Genomic DNA, 22,899 nt, shown 5'->3' on the forward strand with positions numbered 1-22,899 from the left:
TGTGAAGTGTTAAATGGTATCTTCCCCTTTACATAATCTTATCTTCCTTGTCGATTTGTGATAACAAACCCTCTCTATAATCCAAATAGAAAAGAGATTCGGACGTCTAGACGTCTTGAGAGGGATGAATTATGAACTGGTATCTTCGCTCACTCGGCACACGCAAAATTGTGGAATTCATCGTGCTTGTCATTTTCGTCATTTTTTTCCTGGGGCCTCTGACCAATCTCCTCCTTTTGGCGGTTTCGGGAAAATGGCAGTATCCTGCACCGCTCCCGCAGAGCTTGTCACTGGAATGGTGGAAGTTCGTACTTACCCAGGACGATGTAGTCAGCTCGATTTCCCTATCCTTCCTGATTGCGATCACCGTTACGGTCTGCTCCATTATCGTATGTATTCCTGCTGCTTATGCCTTTGCACGAATTTCTTTCCCGCTCAGTAAGTGGTTTCTTTTCTCATTTCTGCTTACGCATGCTTTTCCGAAAATGGGTTTGTATGTGTCCATTGCCGTACTATTCTACCAATTCGGGTTGATGAACACCTTTGCAGGCATTGTGCTTATCCATATGGTAAACACGCTCATGTATATGACCTGGATTCCTTCCTCTGCCTTCCGCAGCGTACATCGTGCACAGGAGGAGTCAGCGCGGGATGCTGGAGCCGGACCATTTCGAGTGTTTTGGAAAATCACCTTTCCTATGGCGCTGCCCGGCATTGTTGTCGCCTCCATCTTTACCTTTCTTGCTTCACTAGATGAAGCACAGGGGACACTTCTTGTCGGAACGCCGGACTATAAAACAATGCCAGTCATCATGTATTCCATCATTGCTGATTATCCGAGCACAACGGGCGCTGTTTTCTCTGTCATTCTTACCCTGCCAACGATCATTCTGCTATTGGCAGCCAAGCGTTTTGTAAGTGCGGATGTACTGGCAGGCGGATTTCAGGTGAAATAACGTAATTGGTCAAAAGAGGAGTTTGTAAAATCCTGAAAAAGGAGCCTAAGCTAATGCCCATTCAATTATCCATTCAAGAGTTAACCAAGCGCTTCAAGACAGGAGACGGAGTCAAAAGCATTTCACTTGACGTGATGAAGGGAGAGCTTGTGACACTGCTGGGACCTTCCGGCTGTGGTAAAACAACCGTGCTTCGCTCCATTGGCGGCTTTTTGGACCCAGACAGTGGGGACATTCAAATTCAGGGAAAGAGTGTACTCAAGCTGCCGCCCGAAAAGCGTCCGACGGCTATGGTGTTCCAAAGCTATAATTTGTGGCCGCATATGACCGTGTATGACAACCTGGCTTTCGGGTTGAAGATTCGAAAGGTGAAGAAGGCAGAGATTGACCGCCAGGTGAAGGAAGCGCTAGCGCTGGTTCGGCTAGAGAGCGCAGAGCGTAAAACGCCAGGACAGCTCTCGGGCGGTCAGCAGCAGCGGGTAGCACTCGCTCGGGCTCTACTGCTAAAGCCTGATGTATTGCTGCTGGACGAGCCTTTTTCCGCACTTGATGCCAAATTACGCATGGAGATGAGAGAAGAGCTGCGCGATATCCAGACTCAGACAGGGATGACGATGGTGTTCGTCACCCATGATCAGGAGGAGGCGCTGTCCATTTCCGACCGAATCGTCGTTATGAATGCGGGCCGAATTGAGCAACTCTCTTCACCGCAGGAGATTTATGACAAGCCACAGTCACTTTTTGTAGCGGGTTTTATTGGCCGTATCAATTTATTAAAGGGGGTGAGCACAGGTCGCAGTGTCTCTGTGAGCGGAATACCGTTTGCGCAAGAGAATGAATACACAGGTGAATCCATGGTTGGTGTTAGACCAGAGGATATTGTTCTGACGACGGAAGAAAATGGTTCTCTAGCCGGAACGATCAGACAAGTGATGATTCTCGGGCATTATGCGGAAGTTTCGCTGGATAGCGGTACCCATCATCTGAAAATGTTTGTGCCGCGTGAACGAGCGGCCGAGCTGCGCAGTGGAGAGCACATCAGATTCAGCTTCAGTAAAATGGTTACTTTTCCAGCAACACAGTGAAGATTCACGATTAACCTCTATATCGCATCAATGTCCATCACGAACGCATCATCTGGTGATGCTGCGAACTTGTGCAACTATCTAAAGGAGGCAACAACGTGTTTGGGAAAAAGAATATGGGTCTGGTTTTGGCAGGGGTACTTAGTTTATCGTTGTTGGCTGGCTGTGGAAATGGCGGTAATGCCGCCACGGCTACAGGAGAAGCCAAGTCTACAAAAGCGGGAGCCGCTACGGGAACGACTGAAATTTCCTTGTACACTGGAGGGTCTCTGAACGTCAAAGAACTGTGGGAAACGTTAATCAAGGACTTTGAAGCTAAAAATGATCACGTTAAGGTCAAACTGGTGTATTTGCCAGCAGGGACTGGAGGCGCATCTACACTGGATCGTCTGATTGCAGCCAAGAAAAGCGGACAAACCGATACAGATATCGACCTGTACGAAGGCAGTCTGGATGACATCACCAAAGGGGTAGGCGAGAAACTGTGGGAAACGGTGGATGCTGCCAAGGTTCCAAATTTGAAGAATGTGGATGAAACGTATCTCAAGCAAGTCAACAATCAGGCCATTCCATACCGTGCCTCTTCGGTTGTACTTGCCTATAACAGTGCAAAAGTAGCGACACCTCCGAAAACAGCCGACGAGCTGTACACGTGGATTCGTCAGCATCCGGGTAAGTTTGCCTATAATGATCCGTCCACGGGTGGGTCAGGCAGCTCGTTTGTGAACACGGTTATCTATAATTTCCTTCCACCAGAGGCGATGAACAGTGATGATCCGGCAAATATGAAGAAATGGGATCAAGGCTTCTCACTGCTCAAGGAACTGGGTCCTTCAATGTATCAAAAAGGAGTCTATCCTAAGAAAAACCAAGGTACCCTTGATATTTTAGCAAGTGGAGAGGTAGACATGGTTCCAGCATGGTCTGATATGGCGCTCGAACAACTGGCTAAAGGGCTGCTTCCAGACACGGTGAAGCTGACACAGATCGACCCTGCTTTTACAGGTGGCCCCTCTTATCTGATGGTTCCTTCGCTTTCCTTCAAAAAAGAAGCCACTCAGGAATTCTTGAATTATATACTGACACCCGAAGCGCAAACGGTGGTTATTAACAAAATGTACGGCTATCCGGGGATTAAGTGGAATCTGATGCCAACGGAACTGCAAGAGAAATTCAACAGTGTATCTTCTGGATACCGCAGCTTTAACAGCGGAGAGCTTCAGCAGGAAATCTACAAACGCTGGCAAAGTGAAGTAGCAGGCGGTTGATCATGAGTTCATTGTCCAAAAGGGGGATGCTGGGGCTTGCCCTGGTCATCCCGTCTTTTCTCATTTTGCTGGTCGTCGTTATTATTCCGATTCTCTATGCCGTGAAGGAAAGCTTGATTGATCAGTATGGAACGGGCTACGGGCTGGCCAATTATATCCGGCTGTTCACGGAACCTGCCATGCGTAGAAATATCATGTATACGATTAATGTCACGCTAGTCTCGACGGCCCTTACTCTGGTCATCAGCTATGCTTTGGCGATTTATCTGAGATTCGGCAAAGGGGTTGTCGTGAAGTGGATAGGTCGGTTGTATTTTATTCCGATGTTTGTTCCCGGCGTAATTGCAACGTATGCGATCATTACCATGTATGGCAATCACGGTTGGGCTGCACGTCTTTTGCTGCCGCTTGGCATTGAAACGATTCCGAGGATTATTTATGACTACAAAGGGCTGGTGCTGGCTAATTTGTGGTTCAACATTCCGTTCGCAACCATGCTGCTCAGCTCAGCACTTGCCAGCATTCCAAACGCTGTCGTCGAAAGTGCCAGAGATGCTGGAGCCAGCACGATTCAGCTGTTTAGCCGCTTTATTTTACCCCTTTCCTACAAAACGATGTGGGTTGCGGTGACCTTCATTTTTATGGGAATCATGGGCAGCTTTACGGCTCCCTTCCTGATCGGTGCCAACTCGCCACAGGTGCTGGGTGTTGCGATGCAGCAGGTGTTTTCCAGCTATCAGGAGACGCATACGGCCAGCGCAATGGCAGTATTTATGTTTTTACTGTGTTCTTTTATGGGCTACTTTTATATTCGGACCATGGTGAAGGATGCGGATGCCAGCTAGTCCGTCGTTATACACTAAGGAGGTTACAGGGATGAACAGCCAAGCAGAGGTGCAAATTACCGGGTTTAGTGGGCGAGTGTGGGAAAAGGATCTGCTGGATTGCGGTTATCGAATTGCCTTACACAAGGCCGAGGTTGAACTCAGTCCGGGAAACGGATTCCGGTTTACATTTTCCATGCCAGAAGACGGATACGCGGAGCTTGATCTGTTCGCCAGATCAGACAGTGACTGGGCTGCGACAGATCGAGAATCTGCCTTCGTACGCCTCTATCTGAATGAAGCCTATAATCAAGATGTCATTTTGTACTATGGTAGCAGCCAGGGAGTGTACACCCGTTTGTTGGGATATCTAAAAGAAGGCGATTATGAGGTCTATGCCGAATTTCGCGAACTGGAATCGGCTCCGCTTGTATCACGAGCATGGATCGACGGGGTTGAACTGCGCTGCGTGGCTGATTCCTCTCCAAGAGCGCTGATTTATCGCCATACCCCGCTTTTATATGGCCGCAATCTGTCACATCCCTATGAGAATCGCTTTACGGATACACCGCTTGTTTTGTTCTATTCCATAGAAGTGAACGAGGAGAAGACAGTCATTGAATATCAGATGATGTTCAGCCATGAAGATGAGGGAACGCCTGCGCCACTGCTTATGAGCAAATGGGGAAGAACCACCGATATCGAATGGATGTACCGCGTCGAGCTGGATGGAGATGGCAATGTTCTGGAAGCTGTTTTCCAGGGGGCACATCATATTACGACTGCGTTTAATGGCAATTATGATCTGGGTGGGCATCCTGTTCTCCAATCCGCAACAACCAACGGAAACTTTAAGGATGATATTACATCGGACTATCGTTTTATGCTGTCGCCTGCTTTCCAGTGGAAACCAGAGGAAGAGCCGCGTGAGGCGGTCATGAGCCGTTTTCCTTTTGCCTATCAGGTCACTGGGTGGGAAATGGAACGTCAGCAGGAGCTGGAAATGCCATCACAGGCGTCTTCCATTACACTTGCACACCAGCGTAGCTATGTGTTTATCCAGACTTCAAAACGCCCCTTGCGGGATTCAGGCAGCGAATCGTCTCCAGGGTTCAAGCCGGGCTTCAATCGGCGCGAGGAGGATGCCTGTGTCGATGTCCAGCTTCGTCTTCACGGCTCGGAGCAGTGGTATTCATCGTGCCACCATGATCTGAGACTCGGGGAATTTAGGGCCGCTTATGAGGGGGCAGAGTCACACTTTTCTACCACGGTCAAGCTATCTGGAGAGGCTGTGCTTGAGGATATAGCTGAAATCAGAGCCGTATTGCTGGAAGGCGGTGCGGACAGTATGGAAGTGGCTGGACTATGTGCTTTTACGTTAAACGAGGATAATCTCCCGCAGTTTCCGGGTATTCGTACAGACCGGGTAATTGAGCTGACGCGGCTTCAACCCGTAGGTGTTTTATGGGCGGCAGACAAAGACATGTCGGGTGATGAAGAACATACTGTGAATGATGTGGTAAAGCATGTTGTGGATGAACCGTCTAGCCAGGATGGGGAGTCATGAGCAGACTACTGTATGTGGAAGGAACGGTCGACAGAACCTGCACCCAGAGCCATATTACGTACTCTTTTCATATTCCACAGCCGACTGAAACGATCCGTATTCACTTCTCTTACACGCCCAAGTTATTGGAAGATCAAGAGCAAGCACGAGAAATCATTGAAGAAAGCATGAGCAAATACGGATACGACGAGCCGGGGCATTCATCCGATCTATGGAAGAAGTATATACCGCTGCAAAATTTATTAACGCTGTCTGTCGATGATCCTCTCCGTCACCGGGGAAATGCACACCGTCCCGAGATGCAGCAGGAGCATTGGCTCGGTTCGTCTGCGGCTTCGCCGGGATTCCTTGCAGGAGATAATCTGGCGGGCATGTGGCGGATTACGGTCAGTCTGCATGCCGTTGTGACCGAGACGCTTGCCTACCAAATTCATGTATTGGGGGAGGAAGCAGCATATGCTTAAATGGATTCCAGCTGAGCTTCACACCCATACGCTTCACAGCGACGGCAAACAAACGCTGGAGGAGCTTGTTCAAAGCGCAGTGGATCTGGGACTTGAATGCATCGCTATGACGGATCACAACACGCAATCGGCACTTGCGGATCAGGAACGGGTTCAACGGCAGTTCGGTCTCCCGATCATTTCAGGGATGGAGTGGACGACCTTTTACGGGCATATGCTGACGCTTGGGGTTGACCGCTTTATCGACTGGCGTGTACTGGGGCCAGATGACATTCATGAGGGGATTCGGCAGGTGCATGAGCAGGGAGGCATTGCAGGGATTGCCCATCCGTTTAGGATCGGAAGTCCGATTTGTACGGGGTGCTTTTGGGAATACACGATTCAGGATTGGCATGAGGTGGATTATATAGAGGTCTGGTCAACGCTTATACCATCTATTAAGCGGGATAGCCAGCGGGCGTTTGCCATGTGGACCGATTTGTTGAATCAGGGGTATCGTATCACTGCGGTAAGCGGTCGGGACTGGCATGTATCTACACCGAATGATGCGCTTCCGGCTGTTACGTATCTGGGGGTTCATGATGAAGCAGAAGAGCGAGAAGGCTTAGCAGACAGGGCAGTTGAGGCGATTCGCCACGGTTCAGTGTCAGTTACGATGGGACCGTTACTGACGATGTGGGCACAGATTAAGGGCAGAGAACATCGTTATCACATCGGCGAATGTCTAGAGCTGACTGTAGAGGATTCACTATCTGTGACGGTCCAATTGGATGTGGCAACAAGAGCAACCCATTACAACCTCGAGCCTCAGAATCTTCGTCTTCTACTGACAAGTAGTCATGGAATATGCTCCGAGATTCAGATCCCTGCTCAAACAGGAGAATATACGCTGTCATTGCAAGACCCTCTAGGAAAGGGCTGGATACGAGCCGAGCTTTACGGCTGCATGGAAGACTGCGTGATGATGATTGCTTTTACGAATCCGATTTATATGGATTAACACAATAGAAAGGCTGGGCTTCGGACGGTGTCAACCAAACAAGAGAACATCAAGCAGCGTATAGAAGAATATATGAAGGTTAATCAAATGGGTCCGGGGGATCGGCTGCCGTCGGAAACTGCACTTTCCCAATCGTTTCGTGTCTCGCGTACGACGCTACGGGGAGCTATTCGTCAACTGGAATCGGAAGGTAAGCTACTAGTAAAACACGGGAGTGGTACGTTTGCTACTTGTCCGCTGCCGAGTATTCCAAGCTCGCTGGACCGCCTGTACAGCATCGGTGACATGATTCGTTCGGCAGGGCTACGGGAAGACGAGCAGCTGGAATCCATTCAGAGAATTTCGGTTTGTCCTCCTGATATTGCCGAACAGATGAAATTTTCCGAGAATGAGCCCATGATTGCTCTAGAGCGTACACGCACTGCCAACGGAGAGGCTGTAGCCCACTCTATAAACTGGATGCCTGAGAAGTTAGCTAGTCCCATTTTGGAAGGTGACTCTTTTTCAGGCTCGCTTTTTCAGAGTCTTGAGTTCAAGGCGGGGGTACGAATCGTCGGAGCGTATTCCGAGCTTACCGTTCCCAACTATGACGACGCACATATGGCACGTCTGTTGAAGCATCCGCAGGCTACGGTATTACTATTGAAGCAGCTTCACTATGATGAAATGAACAGGCAGGTGCTGTATTCTCTGGATTATGTCCGCAGTGACATTTTCCGTTTCTGGGTGCGTCGTACGCGCTGATTCAATCAGAATGTGGCATCTTCTATTGAATTGTGCTAGTTTTACATATTCCATGGGTTAAAAATCGTCATATCTCGTCAATACTGATCTATATGCACTTCATGATGATACACACATGGCAGGATGCGTATAAGGAGGTAACGGGATATGAGGTGGCTTGGATGGCTGCTAAAAAAAGGAATGACGGTCGTGTTGGTTAGCGCACTAACGCTGGCAGTGACAGGTGTAGTCGTTAATGCTTATGTTCAATCGCTGCTGCGGCAGTTTAACATTCAGCTTGATCATCAGCCTATATGGGGATTGGGTTGGCTAAAAGGCAGTGCGGGTACTGACCAAAGCACAGACGCAGGGAAGAACAAGACGACAGGAAGTGACTCGGGAAGTGTAAAACCGCCTGATGATGCGTTGCCTGTCATGGGACAGGGCTTAGAAGAAAGCGGAAATGAGGCTGGTGGCGCAGCCAATGGCAAGGTATCTCAGGAGGGAGCCACGTCGGCCGGAGCATCTGGCAACGAGTCACGGAAACAAGCAGAAGGTACAGCTACACCTGAAACGAGTATTGAAGGCCATGATTTGGTTATTACGCCCGACCATTTGACGGAAAAGAAGAACAATTTACCGGCGGCACAGAAGCAGGAGATTTTTGCGATTCTGATGAATAAGCTGCCGCCGGAGGAGATGCAGAAAATATCAGCCGCGATGGAAGGCGGTCTCACTGAGCAGGAGCTTCAGGATATTCAGCAGGTGCTTGCGAAGTATTTGACCAAAGAGGAATATAACAAGTTGATGGATTTGCTTAAATGAGTATTTTGCAAAAATCCAATAAGTGACTTCCAATGAACAACATATGGATCGAAATGGGTTAGTTCGTCTAGATGAATTCATGGGCAATGCTTATGCTCAAAATAGGACTGTAGAATCCGCGCATGGCGCGGATTTTTTTGCGTGCCAGGAAGGAATTGGGGTGTAGTTGAATTCTTTGTAAAGGCTATGTTAAAGTAAACAGTGTTGTGAAAAGGTTAAATTTTTGAAACCTTTTACGCAACTATGCAAGGGTAGATAGCGACTAATATCATAGATACTTGTGAATACAGGCTAGATTCATAGTGTGAAAGACCAATAACGAACGCATTTATATAGAGATAAGATATGCTGAAAAGGAGAGAGTCATGAAGGTTTTGAGGGAGCAGGATTCACCAGACAGCAGGAATGCAGATTCAAACGTTGCAGACAAGCCTGCTGTGGAAGCGAGGAAAATAGCAAAGTGGTGGGGCGGTCGGAGAAAATGGCTGAGCTGGACGGCAGGCGGTGTGGTGATTGCAGGCAGTCTTATTTTTGCGAGTAATCAGTATGTCGGGGCTAACACAGTTCCTTATTATAAAGTGTATGTAAAAGGCGTCGAGGTCGGAAATATCTTGAATGAGCAACAACTTAAACAGCTGTACGCAACGAAGAGCAAACAGTATAAGGACAAGTATCCCGGCGTAGATATGGTGCTCAATACGAGCGCAGTAACGACAGACATTGAGAAGGCATATAAAGCGGATATCGACAGCGCAGCCACGCTGAAGAAGCTAGATGGTATGCTGACAGCGTATGCCAAAGGGGTAGAAGTGAAGGTCAACGGTCAGACGGTTGGCATTGTAAAGGACAAAGCGACTGCACAGGCGGCTTTAAAGCAAGTACAGAAGAAGTACACACCTGTGGGTGAGGGTACATCTACAGGCATCAAGGGGCTGGTTCGCAAAACATCCGTGGGCAGCAGCCATGCGAGTGCTAGTACTAAAACCCCTAAAGCATGGCTGGAGTCTGCCAGTATCCGTGAGAAAATCGCGTACGAGCCTGTGAAAGCAGACCCGAACAAGGTACTGACGGAGGCTGAAGCAGTCAAAGTGTTGACGGAGGGGCGTGAGGCTCCTATCACGTATACAGTGCAAGAAGGCGATTCTTTGTCGTCGATTGCAACTAAATTTAATATGACCGCTTGGGAGATTAAGCAGAACAATCCCGGCTCGCGTGAGCTGTATTTGCAAATTGGGGACGAATTGAAGCTTACTGCGCCGAAGGCTCCGGTTACGGTGCGAACAGTAGAGAAGGTCGTCGAACAGATTGCCATCGAGCCTGAGGTTGAGATTCGCCAGAGCGATGAACTGAAGGCAGGAGTTACCAAAGTGGTCAGACCGGGACAAGCGGGTCTTAAAGAGATGGACTATCGTTTGACCAAGGAGAACGGTGAGGTTGTGCAAGAGGAATGGCTCGGTCAAAAGGTGCTGCAGCCGTCTGTTACTGAGGTGGTTCTTAGAGGAACGAAGGTCGTGGGAGAAGGCTCAGGACAGTTCGCTTGGCCGGTGTCCGGCGCATCGATGTCGAGTAGCTTTGGCGCACGTTGGGGACGTATGCATGAGGGCGTGGACTTGGTCGGTAGTGCTGATATTCACGCATCAGATGAAGGCGTGGTATCATTTGCAGGTCAGCAGAATGGATACGGCAATGTCATTATGATTGATCATGGCAACGGCTACCAAACCGTGTACGGGCATTTGAGTAGCATTGGCGTTCATGTAGGACAGGTGGTTCAGCAAGGCGAGTCGATCGGGGTCATGGGGAGCACAGGGCGCTCGACCGGAACGCATCTGCATTTTGAAATTCGTAAAGATAATACGCCACGCAATCCAATGACGTATTTAAGATAGGTTAGATGTTTATAGCGAGAGTTACATGATTTATGAGGATCAAGGGGAAAGGCCATGTTTTTCTGCATGCTTAACAGTAGGTGCAGACATGGTTTTTTTCTGCGTAAAGAAAAGCGTCTGGAGAAGTAATGGAATGGCGCACGGGTGTGATAGAATAGAATAAACATCTTATAGGTACTGACAAACGAAAGTTAATTATAGATTATGATCCGTGAAAAGAGGTGAACGCTGTATGCAGGGAACGATTCTGGTAGTGGATGATGAACAGCCCATCGCTGATATTTTGAAATTTAATTTGGAAAAAGAGGGCTACCAGGTGATTTGCGCCTTCGATGGAATCAGCGCGGTGGATATTGCGGTCAAGCAACAGCCTGACCTGATTCTGCTGGATCTGATGCTGCCGGGCATGGATGGCATGGACGTATGCCGCGAGGTGCGCGGGCATCAGCTCCAGACGCCGATTATTATGCTGACCGCCAAGGACGGCGAAATCGACAAAGTGCTGGGGCTGGAGCTGGGTGCGGACGATTATGTGACAAAGCCGTTCAGCACACGGGAATTGCTGGCACGGGTGAAGGCACAGATGCGCAGACAGCAACGCGGCGGGGCAGGCGCGTCGGAAAGCCGATCGCAGGAGGAGAAGCAGGGGCTGCGCGTGGGCGACCTCTTTTTTGATACGGATATGTATACAGCTTACAAAAACGGAACACCGCTTGACCTGACGCACCGCGAATATGAGCTATTGCATTATATGGCGAAGAATGCCGGAAAGGTCATGACGCGGGAGCATTTGCTTCAGGCGGTATGGGGCTTCGAATACTACGGGGATGTGCGGACAGTAGATGTGACCATTCGGAGGTTGCGCGAGAAGATTGAGGAGAACCCGAGCAAGCCAGAGACCATCCTGACGCGCCGTGGTCTTGGATATATCGTGAGCGGGGGCAAAGGTGGCCTGCGGGCATGAGATGGCTGTCTTTCTTTCGTACCATTCATGCAAAGCTGATTATTATCTATGTGCTGCTTATTTTAGTGGCGATGCAGCTAATCGGAGTCTATTTTGTCAGCTCGATGAAGAACTCTCTCACGAGTAATTTTACGCAGGATTTGCAAGCACGGGCGGAGATGCTGTCCGTGCTGGCGGAGCAGGATCTGAGTGGCAGTGACGGCAAGATGGAAGAAGACAGCGTGGAAAGCCTGCGCGCACGCGTGAATAATTTATTTGATTTTAGCGGCGCGGAAATTCAGGTGCTGGATGCCAGCGGGAAAGTGTTGATTACTTCCCAAGGTTCACACGCTGATTATGTCGGACGCAAAAATACGCAGACAGTGGTCAGTCGCGCACTCCAAGGTATCCGTGATAACGAGGAATACATGGTGGACGAGGATAATGTCCGCAAGAAGGTCGTCGCCAAGCCCGTCATCAGCCAAGGCAAGATTGTCGGCGCGGTGTACATCGCCGCTTCGATGACCGAATTGTACGACACGATGAAACGCATTAACAATGTGTTTCTCTCAGGTATGCTCATTGCGCTGGCGCTAACGGCTGTGCTGGGCGTGGTATTGGCCCACACGATTACGCACCCGATCAAGGTGATGACACGTCATGCAACGGAGGTTGCCGAGGGCAAATTCGACCAGCAGATGCCTGTATTTGGTGAGGATGAGATCGGCAGGCTCAGCGTGGCCTTTAACTATATGACAGGCCGTCTGCGTGAGGCACTATCTCAAAATGAAGAGGAGAAGGAGAAGCTCTCCTCCATCTTGACCAACATGAGCGACGGTGTGGTCGCTACTGATGACAATGGCCGGGTCATTCTGGTCAATCGTCGGGCCAGCGCCATGCTGGGCGTGAACGAAAACGAAATGACCGGCAGGCATATCGCGGTACTGCTGGGGATCGACCCGGAGGAAACCGAGGCCCTGTATAGCGGCTCTTCGGCCTCCACGCTCTTGCAGCTGGAGCCAGCCGGTCAGGATGAACCCATCGTTATCCGTGTGACATTCACGCCGATTCATCGGCGGGAATTTGGCATTACGGGAACGATTGCCGTACTCCAAGACGTGACGGAGCAGGAGGAGATGGAGACGACACGGCGGGAATTCGTAGCGAATGTATCACATGAGCTGCGCACTCCGTTGACGACCATCCGCAGCTATGCTGAGGCGCTGGATGACGGCGCGATGGCTGAACCGCAGCTCGCGGAGCGTTTTGTAGGCGTGATCCGCAACGAGACAGAGCGTATGATCCGGTTGGTTACGGATTTGCTGCATCTGTCACGGCTTGATTCCAATGAGGCGCCTTTGCGGATGCAGCCTGCGGATGTGATGGAGATGCTGGACGAGGTCGCAGATCGGTTTTCTTTTCAAATGAAGCAAAAGCACATTCGCTCAGGGATGTTCGTAGAGCAGGGAATCGGTAAAGTCGTGATCGATCGGGACCAAATTGAGCAGGTGCTGGACAACCTGATGTCCAATGCGTTGAAATATACGCCAGATGGCGGGAGTATTCGGATTGAAGCTCGCCGCAACAGTGAGGGAATGCTGTCCATTTCGGTACAGGACACCGGGATTGGTATCCCCAAAAAAGATCTGGACCGGATTTTTGAACGGTTTTATCGTGTAGACAAGGCGAGATCGCGCAATATGGGCGGCACGGGACTGGGACTGTCGATTGCCCGGGAAATTGTAAAGGCGCATGGGGGCCAGATTTTTCTGGAGTCGGAATACGGTCAGGGAACCTGCACGACCTTTACGCTACCCATGTCGAGTGAAGGGAGGGAAGCACAGTGAAGGAACGTTTGAAGTCCTGGACGCTTATTTTGCTGGTTGCTTCCAGCCTGGTACAGACCTATTTTTTGATTTACCGCCTTCCGGGCAGTGATTCTGTACTCACTTCAGAAACGAACTATGTCAAAACCGAGAGCATGGGACAGGAGAAAAAGATTGAGAACCTCGTGTTTCCTGATAAAATGCTCATTCACCAAGGTGAGAAGAAGCATACCGTTTTTTATCCGGGTGTTACTTTTTACGATTTAATTTATACACGGCTGGAAAGCCGAAGCTTTAACAACTTCCAACGTCGAAGTATCCAATCGGCGGACTGGGCGCAGATTCGCAGCGAAAATGAAGGCATTGAATTATCTTTTTCAGGCGGGGTTCCGGTTTCATTACTGGAGCGGGTCATGCGTCTGACGCCGGATTCGGTGTTTCAGGGAGAGACGATTAACCGCATTTGGATTTATATAGACGAAAAGAATGCCAAGCCGCATGCGCTCTTTTTCAGTGCTAGAGGCGATGTGGTGTATGAGGCGAACCAGTTCGACATGACGGTAGAGGACATTCGGCAGCATGTGAATTTCGGTAAAAATGCCCCGTTGTACGAGCTGGTGGATAATCAGTACTACATTCCCGTGAATGACCTGGAAACTGTGCAGCCTGTGGTGTATGCCGGATTGTTTACGACGGAGCAAATGCAGCGGAATTTGTTCTTCGATCCGGGGATTACGCGCAATATTCAGGAGAAGGATGGATCCCAAATTTATACAGACAGCAAGCGTAGTCTGCAAATCAAGCAGGAGCAACGTTGGATGAGCTATACCGATCCCAGTGCGCCGGGGGCGAGTGGAAGCAGTCCGATTAGAGACGTGCTGGCCGCAGTTGATTTTGTGAATCAGCATGGTGGTTGGGATGCTTCGTATCAGCTGAAATTGAAGAGCAGTGATGAAAATCGTACAACTGTGATGTTTCAGCAGTATTATGGTGCTTATCCAGTGCTGGACACACCATCGTTCCGCTTTGGTACGATTTCGCTGCAAATCCAGCAGGAAACGGCATCTGTCTATGAACGTTCGTTGCTGTATCTCAAGGGAGGAGAACAATCCTCGAAGAAGGTTATGCTGCCGGGCGGCGAGTCCTTGAAGATGCAACTGGAGACTGTAGGCAAAGGGAAGACGATTCGAGATCTGACGCCCGTATATCAACCGGAGCTGACCAATGATGGATTGAAGCTTGCTCCTGAGTGGCGCGTTACGCTCAGTGACGGTTCTGTTGCAGAAATTCATGCGGTTCCTGTAACGACAGCATCCAACACAACACAAACGAAGCCAGACTGGGAGACAAAGAAATGACAGGAAGGGGGAACGGGAATGGATTGGAGCCGCGCCAAGAACGTATTGATATGTACATTTTTGCTGCTCAATGTGGTATTGGGTTACCAATTGTGGCATGATGCGCAGGAAACGGCAGGCCCGAATCTGGATTTTACTTCATTGGATGAAAATACGCAGCGCTTAATGGAAGAGAAAAGCATTCAGGTGCTGGCTCCGATTCCCGGTGATACCCCGCAGCTGCCTAAACTTTCTTACACATACGTTCATAGTGGAGAAAAGGATGATCGTGTACAGCTGGTGAAGCCGGTGGATAGCAAACTGGTATTCACCCATGATGCGCTAGTGGAGGCATTAGAGCCACAAATCAAGGATATCGATAACTTTCAGTATGATCCGCTGGATGTTCAGGAGGAGTTGGCATCCGGACAAGCAGATGCTTTTGTGCTTCATCCACTGGTTCAGGGCAAGTGGCCGCTATTTAATGTGAAGCTGGCTCTGTTTTACAGCAATCAGAAGATTACAGGGTATCGCAAAATTAAGGTCGATCTCCAGCCTTCCGATGAGGCAAAGAAAATGCTGCCTGCGTCCAAAGCACTGGCAAGGCTGATCGATGGCTATTTGCCGCGTGATACGATTGTGAAGGATATCCGACTCGGTTATTACGGACAGACCTTTAACTCCGATAGTCAGGTGGCTGCCCCCGTGTGGCGGTTTATGCTGGACAACGGGAAAGGTGTGTATTACGTGCAGATGAACGGAGATGTCATTAGTCCAAAGACAGAACATACAGAAGGGTCTTGAACAGATATGGGGATTTCATTTACCGTGCTGTCGAGCGGTTCGACCGGCAACGCTACCGTTGTGCGGAACGAAGACACGACATTGCTCATCGATGCAGGTCTCAGTGCGAAGCGTATTGACGAATTGCTGAAAGAACGCGATCTGAGCGGAGAAGAGTTGGATGGTATTTTGGTCACGCATGAGCATTCCGATCATGTTAAAGGACTAGGCGCCATGGCGCGTAAATATAATTTACCTATATATGCTAACGAGAAGACGTGGTTTGCCATCAGCAATGCTGTTGGACAAATTGCAGATGATAACCGCAGAATATTGGAGACAGGCGCAACGCGGGAATTTGAGTCATTACGCGTAGAGTCTTTTGGCATATCCCATGATGCGGCTGAGCCTGTAGGGTATAGCTTTTATGATGGGGCAGAGAAGCTCAGTGTAGCGACCGATCTTGGCTATGTCAGTGACAAAGTGAAACAGGCGATATCAGACGCGGATGTATTGGTGCTGGAGTCTAATCATGATGTGGAAATGCTGCGTATGGGTCGCTATCCGTGGAACATCAAGCGCCGTATTCTCAGTGATATCGGTCATTTATCCAATGAGATGGCGGGCGCGATTCTTAGCGAGCTGCTGACGGGCCGTACGAAGCGAACGTATTTGGCACATTTGAGCCGCGACCACAATATGATGGAACTTGCGAAGCTGACTGTACGTGGGGCGATGGAAGACCGCGGCTGTTTTTACAAGGACAGTGAATTTCGATTGTGCGATACGTACTATGATCGTCCTACACCTTGGGATAAGGTAAGTGAGCCATAAAGCTGTCCAGCTCGGCGGCTTTGCGTTCTACCTCTTCACGGGTCACCACGCCTTTGTCCACCAGTAGTTCAATCAATGTACTTAGCGCCAGTGTATTGCGGTAATGCTCGTCTTTCAAATCCGCAAGCTTGGCAGCCATGCGAACTTCATCCATAGCCGAACGATGTGAATTCATCATATATTCCTCCTGTAAAAATATTTTAGAAATGGCGTGCAATGAGCTTGGTTCTGCCTGTGGTTTTGCTGGGTGCTGTGATACAATAAAGCTAACAACGGAAAGCTTTCTGAAGGAAGGCTCTCATCGAAAGTATAGGCAGCTTTAAGCGGACGGGAACAGGCCAGAACGTCTCTATGAGACGATCATTTTGTAATAGAATAGAAGACTTGTTACTATTGTAGTCCATTGGTTTGGAAATCATTCCTCTTTTTTCCTCTATTCGGGGTCAGATTCGGCGTGTATGCTAATTTATGAGATTCGGTTGCTTAGGAAGGCACCATTTGTGGTGATTAATAAGTAGGCCGGAACGCTTGGTTGCTGGATTCCGATGATAAGGGATATTCAATCCATTTGAGATGTTCAACGGAGCAGGTTCTCTGTAGCATAGGTTGGCGCAAGCCCGAATAGCCCTAATTTTTTAGTGAGTGTCGGTGCATGACAACGAAGGGGAGAGGATTAGCATGGGCTTGTTTGAGGACGATTTTTATTCAACAAAGGTATCCACACGTGCGGCTAAAAAAATGGCATTTAAGGCGCGCCGTGGAGGACGTGGACGTTGGCCACACAGGAAGCGTGGAGTAAGTCCGGTGCAAGCTGCTGTCATTAGCGGTGCAGTCAGTGCAGTGGTTGCTGTGCTTCTGTTCAGCTTTATTACAGGCCTGCCCTCCACTACGGCGATAACGGGAGCCAGTCACTATCCCTTGCGGCAAGCAGCGGGTGATCCGTATGACCGGATTGTACAGGCGGCAGCCAAGGTGCGCCCAGCCGTCGTCAGCATCGTGAATCTGAAAGAGGAAGATGGTAAAAGCACGGAACAATCCGCGCTTGGATCGGGTGTCATTTTCCGAGTGAGTTCGGGCAAAGCCTTCATTATGACGAATAACCATGTGGTCGAAGGATCGGATGATCTGGATATTGTAACGGTAGACGGTGTCAGAAAAGAGGCAAAGCTGATCGGCAAGGATCGCATTAGTGATATCGCTGTACTCGCAGTTGACGATAAAGGCATTAGCACGGTAGCGGATATCGGCGACTCCAGCAAACTTCGTCTGGGTGAGACGGTCATTGCTATTGGCAATCCGCTCGGCCTGGGAGACACGCTTACCTCCGGTATTGTGAGTTATACGAATCGCATCATTCCGATTTCCATTAACCAGGATGGCGTGTATGACTGGGAGCAGCATGTCATCCAGACTGATGCGGCGATTAATGAGGGAAACAGTGGCGGCGCGCTGGTCGATCTCGACGGACGTGTGATTGGCATCAACACAATGAAAATCGCTGATACAGGTGTTGAGGGACTTGGCTTCGCCATTCCCGCCAATGAGGTGATGAAGACGGTGAATGAACTGGTTGAGGACGGCAAAATCACCCGCCCTTATCTAGGGGTATACACGGTCGATCTCAATAATGAATATGCACCGCTGGATGAAACTCAGCGCAAGGAGCTCAAGTTGCCGGACAGCGTGAAGAATGGGGCAGTCGTTCTGGAAGCCCACGGTCCTGCCAAGGAGGCTGGCTTGAAGCTGAACGATGTCATTACAGCGTTTGATAGCGAACCGATTAACTCAACGCTTGATTTACGTCGCTACTTGTACGATACCAAGAAGATTGGCGATGAGCTGAAAGTTACTTATTACCGGGCTGGCAAGGAAGAATCGGTGATGTTAAAATTAACAGATAAGCCGGAAGGCTAAGGTAACTTATAGGCTTAACTATAAAAAGGCGTTCACCGGCTTAGTTCCGGGAACGCCTTTTTCGATCTTCTGCTGCGCCTTAGATTAAGATGTCGTTCCCGTCACACGGGTTCCGCTCTTGGTGATTTTGTATGTCACCACATCGCCACTCCAAAAATGGAACTTCAGCGTGACGTCACCATCTTTTACACTATTAAAAAATTCAGGAAGTAGCTTGATGCCATTGGCATCATAGGCAGGGGCAAAGGTATTGCCAAATTCTTTATAAGGTGTCCAATCCTGTGGACCCGCATTGCCACCATTCGTATAAACAGCTTCCATCGTGGCAAGCTGGCTACCACGGAAGTCCGTTGGAATGGTAAAGGCTTGTGTAGTCCCTTCGACAGGACTTAATTTTGGAGTATCATACACGACTACTTTGAAATTCCAGTCTGCTCCCTTATTAAATTTGGCGGTAATGACGGCATTCTCGCCATATTTACCGGAAGTAGTCAGGCTGGTAAGCAGGCTGGCCTTGAAGGTTAATGTGTCTCCGTTCAGCGTGTAGTCGGTGCCTTGCTTTAGTTGCTTGCTGCCCACACTGAGTGTTTTCAGCTGATTGCCGTTCAGGTTTAAGGTGACCTTGGTGTCCTGAGCTGAGGTGCCTTTCTTCAAGTGAATGAGGTCACGGTCTGCATTGGAGGAACGCCCTTTTAGGCTGGCTCGGATGACGTTAAAGAGTTCGGGATCAGACCATTTGTACGTTGTGCGGTTAAAATGCTGGCCGTTATCCCAGAGTATGCCTGTTATTTTCTTCTCCTTCATGTAGTAGGTCAGGAACTCGAAGAATTTTAGCTTTTCGCCCTGTTCAATAACGCCTGTATGTTTATCGAAGCCGAGTAGACCGAATTCACCTACAATAACCGGAATACCTTTGGCTACAAAGGTGTTATAGACGTTATCAAAGGTTTGGATGATATCGTTTTTAGTATCTTTATCAAAAGTAGTATGGCCCGCAATATTTACACTGAAGGGCCAATAACCATAATAGTGGACGGTGGCAATCAGATTGGGATCGTTCAGCTTGGTTATCGTGTTATACAGCTCGTTGATTTTGGCCTGAGCAGGTGCGGTGTCCAAGCCAGGCAGAACAAGAGGACGAGTGGCATTTTTACCGCCAGAGGCGCGGACAATTTTGTGGAAGGATACATTCAGTTCTTGGAGCATCTGATTCATTTTCGCTTCATCCGTAGTCCCTCCTTCGGAGAAACGGGGTTCGTTAATACTTTCGAACATCAGCTTGTTAGGCTGGTCTTTAAAGCGCGGGGCAATTTGTTTCCATAGTGCGTTATAGCGAGCCAGCACCTCATCATGTTTGGGCTCCATACTGCTTACCCACGTCCATGAATCATGATGGACATTGATCATGACGTACAGATTGGCATCTAGTGCCCAGCGAACAACCTCTTCCACACGGTTCATGTAGGCAGACTCAACGGTATAGTTCGGTGCTGCTCCAATGTGTTTATCCCAGGTGACCGGGATGCGTATGCTTTTGTACCCTTGGGCAGCAATTTGCTGAATCAACGCCTGAGTAATACGCGGATTGCCCCAGGCTGTCTCATCCGCCCCGACAGCATCCAGAGAATTTCCTAAATTCCATCCAGGCTGCATGGCTTCTACATACGATTGCATGCTGCTCGCAGCCGCAGTTTGCGGTGCTTGTCCGTCAGATTCGGCAGCAGCGGCGACGGATGCGAACGTAGATAACAATAGAGTGATGGCAAGCGTCAACGACAGCAATGAAACGGGTCTTCGTTTTAACATAACAGGCCCCTTTACAAAGTTATTTTTGAAAGCGCTTTCTAATAAAACACTACCATACTATTTGAATATGGAATACCTGTATAATTCATGTAAAAATCATGTGTTTATTAGATATTTTAAATTTGTAAGCGTAATTATTGAAAAAATACAGAAATGAGTGTAGAATCTATGACCCTACAACATCCTCTAATACAAAAGAAAGAAGGAGATGAATATGAATAAGTGGGACACGGAAGAGGCCATTCGACGCTGGGATATGCATGCAGAAAACTTTACGGCCAAATACACTGAGGAAGGGGATCGGTCTCGCGAAGTCCTGCTGAATCCGGCATTGCAAGCCTGTATGGGGCCCCTTGAGGGCAAAAAAGTGCTGGATGCCGGCTGTGGCGAAGGTTATCTAGGCCGGAAAATGGCCAAGGCGGGTGCTTTGGTAGAGGCTGTCGATTACTCGACAGAGATGCTGAGGCTAGCCAAAGAGCGAACGCCGTCAACGTTGGGAATTACATATCACCATGGCAATCTGGAGAAGCTGGAGATGTTCGGGGACCAGAGCTTTGATCTGATCGTGTCCAATATGGTCATACAGGACTTGGCTCATTATGAGCAGGCGATTGTCGAAATGCGGCGGTTATTAGTTTCAGGAGGCCGCTTTATTTTTTCTATTCTGCATCCGTGCTTTCTGACGCCGCAGAGTGGATGGGTGAAGGACGAGACAGGGAAAAAGCTGTATTGGAAAGTGGATCAATATTTCAACGAAGGCCCCCTGGAGCAAGCGATTCCTTATGATCAGGAGGAAAAGCTTTTGTATTTTCACCGTACGCTGGGCAGCTATGTACAGACCATTGTTGAGGCGGGTTTGTTGTTGGATGGGATGATCGAACCGAAGCCGTCTGCTGACATGCTGGAGAAATATCCCCATTTCCGTGAAGACCTGAACGTCAGTAATTTCCTCATTTTTAAGACCAAACGTCAGGGATAGTGGGCAAGCCCTTTCCTTTCCGCGTCAAGTGTGGTAGAACAAAAGAAGGCAGTTTTGACACACTTACAACAGGAAGAGCTTCAAACGGAAAGGGATGCAACTGGAATGTACGTGGTATGTAAAGAGCATGTGGAACTGGCAATTGATATGTTCGTCGATGAATACGAGGATGCACCGGATGTCGTCGATCTCAAGGAAACGAAATTTTCGGATTGGGACCCTCCAGTGAAGTGCAAGGAATGTGAGAAGAAAGCAGAGTTTTTGGTCGTCTAAAAAAACAAGCACGGGCGTTTCGGGCAGAAACGTCCTTTTTGTATATCAGGATTTATTACATACATAGAGCTATATTTATTCCCATCACTACTGAGACAGGAGTGAACGATGGATGGACCCTTTGCTGCATTCACTGTTTCGTCCGCTTCAAGTCAATGGAAGTGATCTCTCCACGTATTATATCGAACAAAAGCCGTCTGCTGCACTGAAAGCTTACGTGGCCTGTTATTGGGAGTCCGGTCCAGCTAATAGGGAAGTAGAGGGGAATCTAGCAGCTTCGTGTGAAGGCACCGTTTTGTTAAGCTTGCCGCAGGAAGAAACCATGGAGCGGGTATTACCTGACGGCTGTACGGATATTCTATTAGAATACGATCCGGTGAATAAGCGTCAGGAACTCTCGTACTGTGGGACATTTACGCAACCGTTTGTATCTACCAGACAAGCAGAGTCCGATACACGCATTTTTGCGGTGCGATTTTTTCCCGGTGGTGCACATTATTTTCACGGTATGCCGACTCACTTGTTTACAGGCGGTAATTATCGCTTGGAAGATCTCTGGCCCGAAAGCATCGCCGTCATAGGTGAGCGCATTATGGAAGCGCAGAATTTCAATGAACGGGTGCGCATAATGGATGAGTATCTTAACCAGCTTCTGCTGCGCCAACGTACGAACGATTGTGACCTGATGAAAAACCTGTTACATCGCATCTTCATGAGCGGTGGGAGTGTGGGGGTGAAGGAGCTTGCGGAGCGTGAGGCGATCAGTGAAAGACAGCTTAACCGCAAATTCGGGCAATGGATTGGGATCAGCCCGAAAAAGTTCAGTGAAGTCGTCCGCTTCCAGAGCGTTCTGCACAGTATCCAAAGCGGCGGGGGTCTGGATTGGACAGAGCTGGCATTGAAGCACAGCTTTTTCGACCAGGCGCATCTGGTCCGCGATTTTCGCAGGTTTTATGGCGATTCCCCGCTTACTGCGGCTAAGGATTTACGGAAGTTGTCCGATTTTTACAATACACGCCCAGAGGCTTCAGCTATACTCAAAATATGAATAAGAATGGCAAAGGAGAGATGAGAATATGAGTGGAACGCTGCAAGTTCGTGATCATCTGCTAAATGAGCTGGAGACGGGAGTACGGACGGGGGAAGCCTTGATCCGTAAAATACGCCCAGAGGATTGGAGCTTTCGCCCACAGGACAATTTCCGCTCGCTGCTGCAGTTAGTGCATCACTTTGTACTTATTCCAGCTTCGGATCTTGCGATTATGCAGGAGAAGTCCGAGGGTGAAGTGGGAGAGATTGAAAATAGCCTGTCCGGGGTAGAAGATCCCGAGCGCTTGGCTACGACTTTCAGGGAAAACTTCGAGGCTTATAAGGCTTACATTCTTTCGCTTAGCGAAGAAGATTATCTGAATCGTTCGACGAAGGCCTTCTATATGGAGCACGGACATTTGCAGGTCCAATGGCAAATTGAGACCGTGACCCACGTGTTCCATCATCGTTCGCAGATTTATAATTATCTGAAGCAACTGGGACATGAAGTGAGCTTTTTTATGTTGTACGCTTGATTACTTTTGTGAAGATTTATGGAGGGCACCTGTGCGGT

At 49.0% G+C, this 22,899-nt stretch carries 22 protein-coding genes; 20 read left to right on the plus strand and 2 right to left on the minus strand.

Translation table 11 applies throughout. The annotated features are described in order from the left end of the window. Positions 1–131: 131 nt before the first annotated feature. From AC5ELV_RS08910 to AC5ELV_RS08980, 15 genes are all read left to right on the plus strand, one after another. Positions 132–956, plus strand: coding sequence for an ABC transporter permease (locus tag AC5ELV_RS08910; RefSeq protein WP_029518945.1), 825 nt, complete (start codon positions 132–134; stop codon positions 954–956). Positions 957–1,009: 53 nt separating this feature from the next. Next, positions 1,010–2,041, plus strand: coding sequence for an ABC transporter ATP-binding protein (locus tag AC5ELV_RS08915; RefSeq protein WP_493429892.1), 1,032 nt, complete (start codon positions 1,010–1,012; stop codon positions 2,039–2,041). A gap of 98 nt (positions 2,042–2,139) precedes the next feature. Then, positions 2,140–3,309: an extracellular solute-binding protein gene (locus tag AC5ELV_RS08920; protein WP_493429893.1), complete on the plus strand. Its 1,170-nt coding sequence runs from the start codon at positions 2,140–2,142 to the stop codon at positions 3,307–3,309. A 2-nt stretch (positions 3,310–3,311) separates the two neighbouring features. After that, on the plus strand, positions 3,312–4,154 hold the full coding sequence (locus AC5ELV_RS08925; RefSeq protein ID WP_493429894.1) for an ABC transporter permease: 843 nt from the start codon (positions 3,312–3,314) through the stop codon (positions 4,152–4,154). Positions 4,155–4,185: 31 nt separating this feature from the next. Further along, complete coding sequence (locus tag AC5ELV_RS08930; RefSeq protein ID WP_493429895.1) at positions 4,186–5,700, plus strand: hypothetical protein; 1,515 nt, start codon at positions 4,186–4,188, stop codon at positions 5,698–5,700. Then, positions 5,697–6,164, plus strand: a complete 468-nt coding sequence (locus tag AC5ELV_RS08935; RefSeq protein ID WP_348623991.1) for a hypothetical protein — start codon at positions 5,697–5,699, stop codon at positions 6,162–6,164. The genes AC5ELV_RS08930 and AC5ELV_RS08935 overlap by 4 nt, the downstream gene beginning before the upstream one ends. Then, positions 6,157–7,164 carry a CehA/McbA family metallohydrolase gene (locus AC5ELV_RS08940; RefSeq protein ID WP_493429896.1) on the plus strand — a complete coding sequence of 336 codons (1,008 nt, stop codon included), beginning with the start codon at positions 6,157–6,159 and terminating at the stop codon, positions 7,162–7,164. The genes AC5ELV_RS08935 and AC5ELV_RS08940 overlap by 8 nt, the downstream gene beginning before the upstream one ends. Before the next feature lie 27 nt (positions 7,165–7,191). Further along, positions 7,192–7,908, plus strand: coding sequence for a GntR family transcriptional regulator (locus AC5ELV_RS08945; protein WP_493429897.1), 717 nt, complete (start codon positions 7,192–7,194; stop codon positions 7,906–7,908). Positions 7,909–8,055: 147 nt separating this feature from the next. Then, positions 8,056–8,712 carry a hypothetical protein gene (locus AC5ELV_RS08950; RefSeq protein WP_493429898.1) on the plus strand — a complete coding sequence of 219 codons (657 nt, stop codon included), beginning with the start codon at positions 8,056–8,058 and terminating at the stop codon, positions 8,710–8,712. Positions 8,713–9,077: 365 nt separating this feature from the next. Beyond that, the gene (locus AC5ELV_RS08955) at positions 9,078–10,601 is read left to right on the plus strand and encodes a peptidoglycan DD-metalloendopeptidase family protein (RefSeq protein ID WP_493429899.1); all 1,524 of its coding nucleotides are present in this window, start codon (positions 9,078–9,080) and stop codon (positions 10,599–10,601) included. A gap of 232 nt (positions 10,602–10,833) precedes the next feature. Then, entirely contained in the window at positions 10,834–11,565 is a 732-nt protein-coding gene (yycF, locus tag AC5ELV_RS08960; RefSeq protein WP_493429900.1) for a response regulator YycF, read from the plus strand. Positions 11,566–11,636: 71 nt separating this feature from the next. After that, positions 11,637–13,391: a cell wall metabolism sensor histidine kinase WalK gene (gene walK / locus AC5ELV_RS08965; protein ID WP_493430398.1), complete on the plus strand. Its 1,755-nt coding sequence runs from the start codon at positions 11,637–11,639 to the stop codon at positions 13,389–13,391. Further along, positions 13,388–14,728, plus strand: a complete 1,341-nt coding sequence (locus tag AC5ELV_RS08970) for a YycH family regulatory protein (RefSeq protein ID WP_493429901.1) — start codon at positions 13,388–13,390, stop codon at positions 14,726–14,728. The genes walK and AC5ELV_RS08970 overlap by 4 nt, the downstream gene beginning before the upstream one ends. Positions 14,729–14,746: 18 nt before the next feature. After that, positions 14,747–15,511, plus strand: coding sequence for a two-component system regulatory protein YycI (yycI, locus tag AC5ELV_RS08975; RefSeq protein ID WP_028540969.1), 765 nt, complete (start codon positions 14,747–14,749; stop codon positions 15,509–15,511). Between the two features lie 6 nt (positions 15,512–15,517). Beyond that, positions 15,518–16,324 carry an MBL fold metallo-hydrolase gene (locus AC5ELV_RS08980; protein ID WP_023991120.1) on the plus strand — a complete coding sequence of 269 codons (807 nt, stop codon included), beginning with the start codon at positions 15,518–15,520 and terminating at the stop codon, positions 16,322–16,324. Here AC5ELV_RS08980 and AC5ELV_RS08985 read toward each other — a convergent pair. Beyond that, positions 16,293–16,499 carry a hypothetical protein gene (locus AC5ELV_RS08985; protein WP_025723164.1) on the minus strand — a complete coding sequence of 69 codons (207 nt, stop codon included), beginning with the start codon at positions 16,497–16,499 and terminating at the stop codon, positions 16,293–16,295. The two genes, AC5ELV_RS08980 and AC5ELV_RS08985, sit on opposite strands and share 32 nt — an antisense overlap. 503 nt (positions 16,500–17,002) lie before the next feature. Between AC5ELV_RS08985 and AC5ELV_RS08990 the strand changes: the two genes are divergently transcribed. Continuing rightward, a complete protein-coding gene (locus tag AC5ELV_RS08990; protein WP_493429902.1) occupies positions 17,003–18,238 on the plus strand; it encodes a S1C family serine protease in 1,236 nt (411 codons plus the stop codon). Between the two features lie 84 nt (positions 18,239–18,322). Here AC5ELV_RS08990 and AC5ELV_RS08995 read toward each other — a convergent pair whose 3' ends face one another. Next, positions 18,323–20,044, minus strand: coding sequence for a cellulase family glycosylhydrolase (locus tag AC5ELV_RS08995; protein ID WP_493429903.1), 1,722 nt, complete (start codon positions 20,042–20,044; stop codon positions 18,323–18,325). A 214-nt stretch (positions 20,045–20,258) separates the two neighbouring features. Here AC5ELV_RS08995 and AC5ELV_RS09000 point away from each other — a divergent pair, with 214 nt between their 5' ends. From AC5ELV_RS09000 to AC5ELV_RS09015, 4 genes are all read left to right on the plus strand, one after another. Beyond that, positions 20,259–21,023: a class I SAM-dependent methyltransferase gene (locus AC5ELV_RS09000; protein ID WP_493429904.1), complete on the plus strand. Its 765-nt coding sequence runs from the start codon at positions 20,259–20,261 to the stop codon at positions 21,021–21,023. Between the two features lie 105 nt (positions 21,024–21,128). Beyond that, positions 21,129–21,296: a CxxH/CxxC protein gene (locus AC5ELV_RS09005; RefSeq protein ID WP_013373879.1), complete on the plus strand. Its 168-nt coding sequence runs from the start codon at positions 21,129–21,131 to the stop codon at positions 21,294–21,296. A 112-nt stretch (positions 21,297–21,408) separates the two neighbouring features. Then, on the plus strand, positions 21,409–22,344 hold the full coding sequence (locus AC5ELV_RS09010) for an AraC family transcriptional regulator (RefSeq protein WP_493429905.1): 936 nt from the start codon (positions 21,409–21,411) through the stop codon (positions 22,342–22,344). 28 nt (positions 22,345–22,372) lie between these two features. Continuing rightward, a complete protein-coding gene (locus AC5ELV_RS09015; RefSeq protein ID WP_493429906.1) occupies positions 22,373–22,861 on the plus strand; it encodes a DinB family protein in 489 nt (162 codons plus the stop codon). The last annotated feature ends 38 nt before the right edge of the window (positions 22,862–22,899 follow it).

This window comes from Paenibacillus sp. NMA1017 (assembly GCF_058895805.1).

Coding starts and splice junctions, on each gene's coding strand:
- AC5ELV_RS08925 (WP_493429894.1), top strand. CDS start 3,312: ATGAGTTCATTGTCCAAAAGGGGGATGCTGGGGCTTGCCCTGGTCATC.
- yycF (WP_493429900.1), top strand. CDS start 10,834: ATGCAGGGAACGATTCTGGTAGTGGATGATGAACAGCCCATCGCTGAT.
- AC5ELV_RS08950 (WP_493429898.1), top strand. CDS start 8,056: ATGAGGTGGCTTGGATGGCTGCTAAAAAAAGGAATGACGGTCGTGTTG.
- AC5ELV_RS08940 (WP_493429896.1), top strand. CDS start 6,157: ATGCTTAAATGGATTCCAGCTGAGCTTCACACCCATACGCTTCACAGC.
- AC5ELV_RS08990 (WP_493429902.1), top strand. CDS start 17,003: ATGGGCTTGTTTGAGGACGATTTTTATTCAACAAAGGTATCCACACGT.
- AC5ELV_RS08910 (WP_029518945.1), top strand. CDS start 132: ATGAACTGGTATCTTCGCTCACTCGGCACACGCAAAATTGTGGAATTC.
- AC5ELV_RS08995 (WP_493429903.1), bottom strand. CDS start 20,044: ATGTTAAAACGAAGACCCGTTTCATTGCTGTCGTTGACGCTTGCCATC.
- AC5ELV_RS08955 (WP_493429899.1), top strand. CDS start 9,078: ATGAAGGTTTTGAGGGAGCAGGATTCACCAGACAGCAGGAATGCAGAT.
- AC5ELV_RS08980 (WP_023991120.1), top strand. CDS start 15,518: ATGGGGATTTCATTTACCGTGCTGTCGAGCGGTTCGACCGGCAACGCT.
- AC5ELV_RS09005 (WP_013373879.1), top strand. CDS start 21,129: ATGTACGTGGTATGTAAAGAGCATGTGGAACTGGCAATTGATATGTTC.
- AC5ELV_RS08930 (WP_493429895.1), top strand. CDS start 4,186: ATGAACAGCCAAGCAGAGGTGCAAATTACCGGGTTTAGTGGGCGAGTG.
- AC5ELV_RS09010 (WP_493429905.1), top strand. CDS start 21,409: ATGGACCCTTTGCTGCATTCACTGTTTCGTCCGCTTCAAGTCAATGGA.
- AC5ELV_RS09000 (WP_493429904.1), top strand. CDS start 20,259: ATGAATAAGTGGGACACGGAAGAGGCCATTCGACGCTGGGATATGCAT.
- AC5ELV_RS09015 (WP_493429906.1), top strand. CDS start 22,373: ATGAGTGGAACGCTGCAAGTTCGTGATCATCTGCTAAATGAGCTGGAG.
- AC5ELV_RS08915 (WP_493429892.1), top strand. CDS start 1,010: ATGCCCATTCAATTATCCATTCAAGAGTTAACCAAGCGCTTCAAGACA.
- yycI (WP_028540969.1), top strand. CDS start 14,747: ATGGATTGGAGCCGCGCCAAGAACGTATTGATATGTACATTTTTGCTG.
- walK (WP_493430398.1), top strand. CDS start 11,637: ATGCAGCTAATCGGAGTCTATTTTGTCAGCTCGATGAAGAACTCTCTC.
- AC5ELV_RS08985 (WP_025723164.1), bottom strand. CDS start 16,499: ATGAATTCACATCGTTCGGCTATGGATGAAGTTCGCATGGCTGCCAAG.
- AC5ELV_RS08935 (WP_348623991.1), top strand. CDS start 5,697: ATGAGCAGACTACTGTATGTGGAAGGAACGGTCGACAGAACCTGCACC.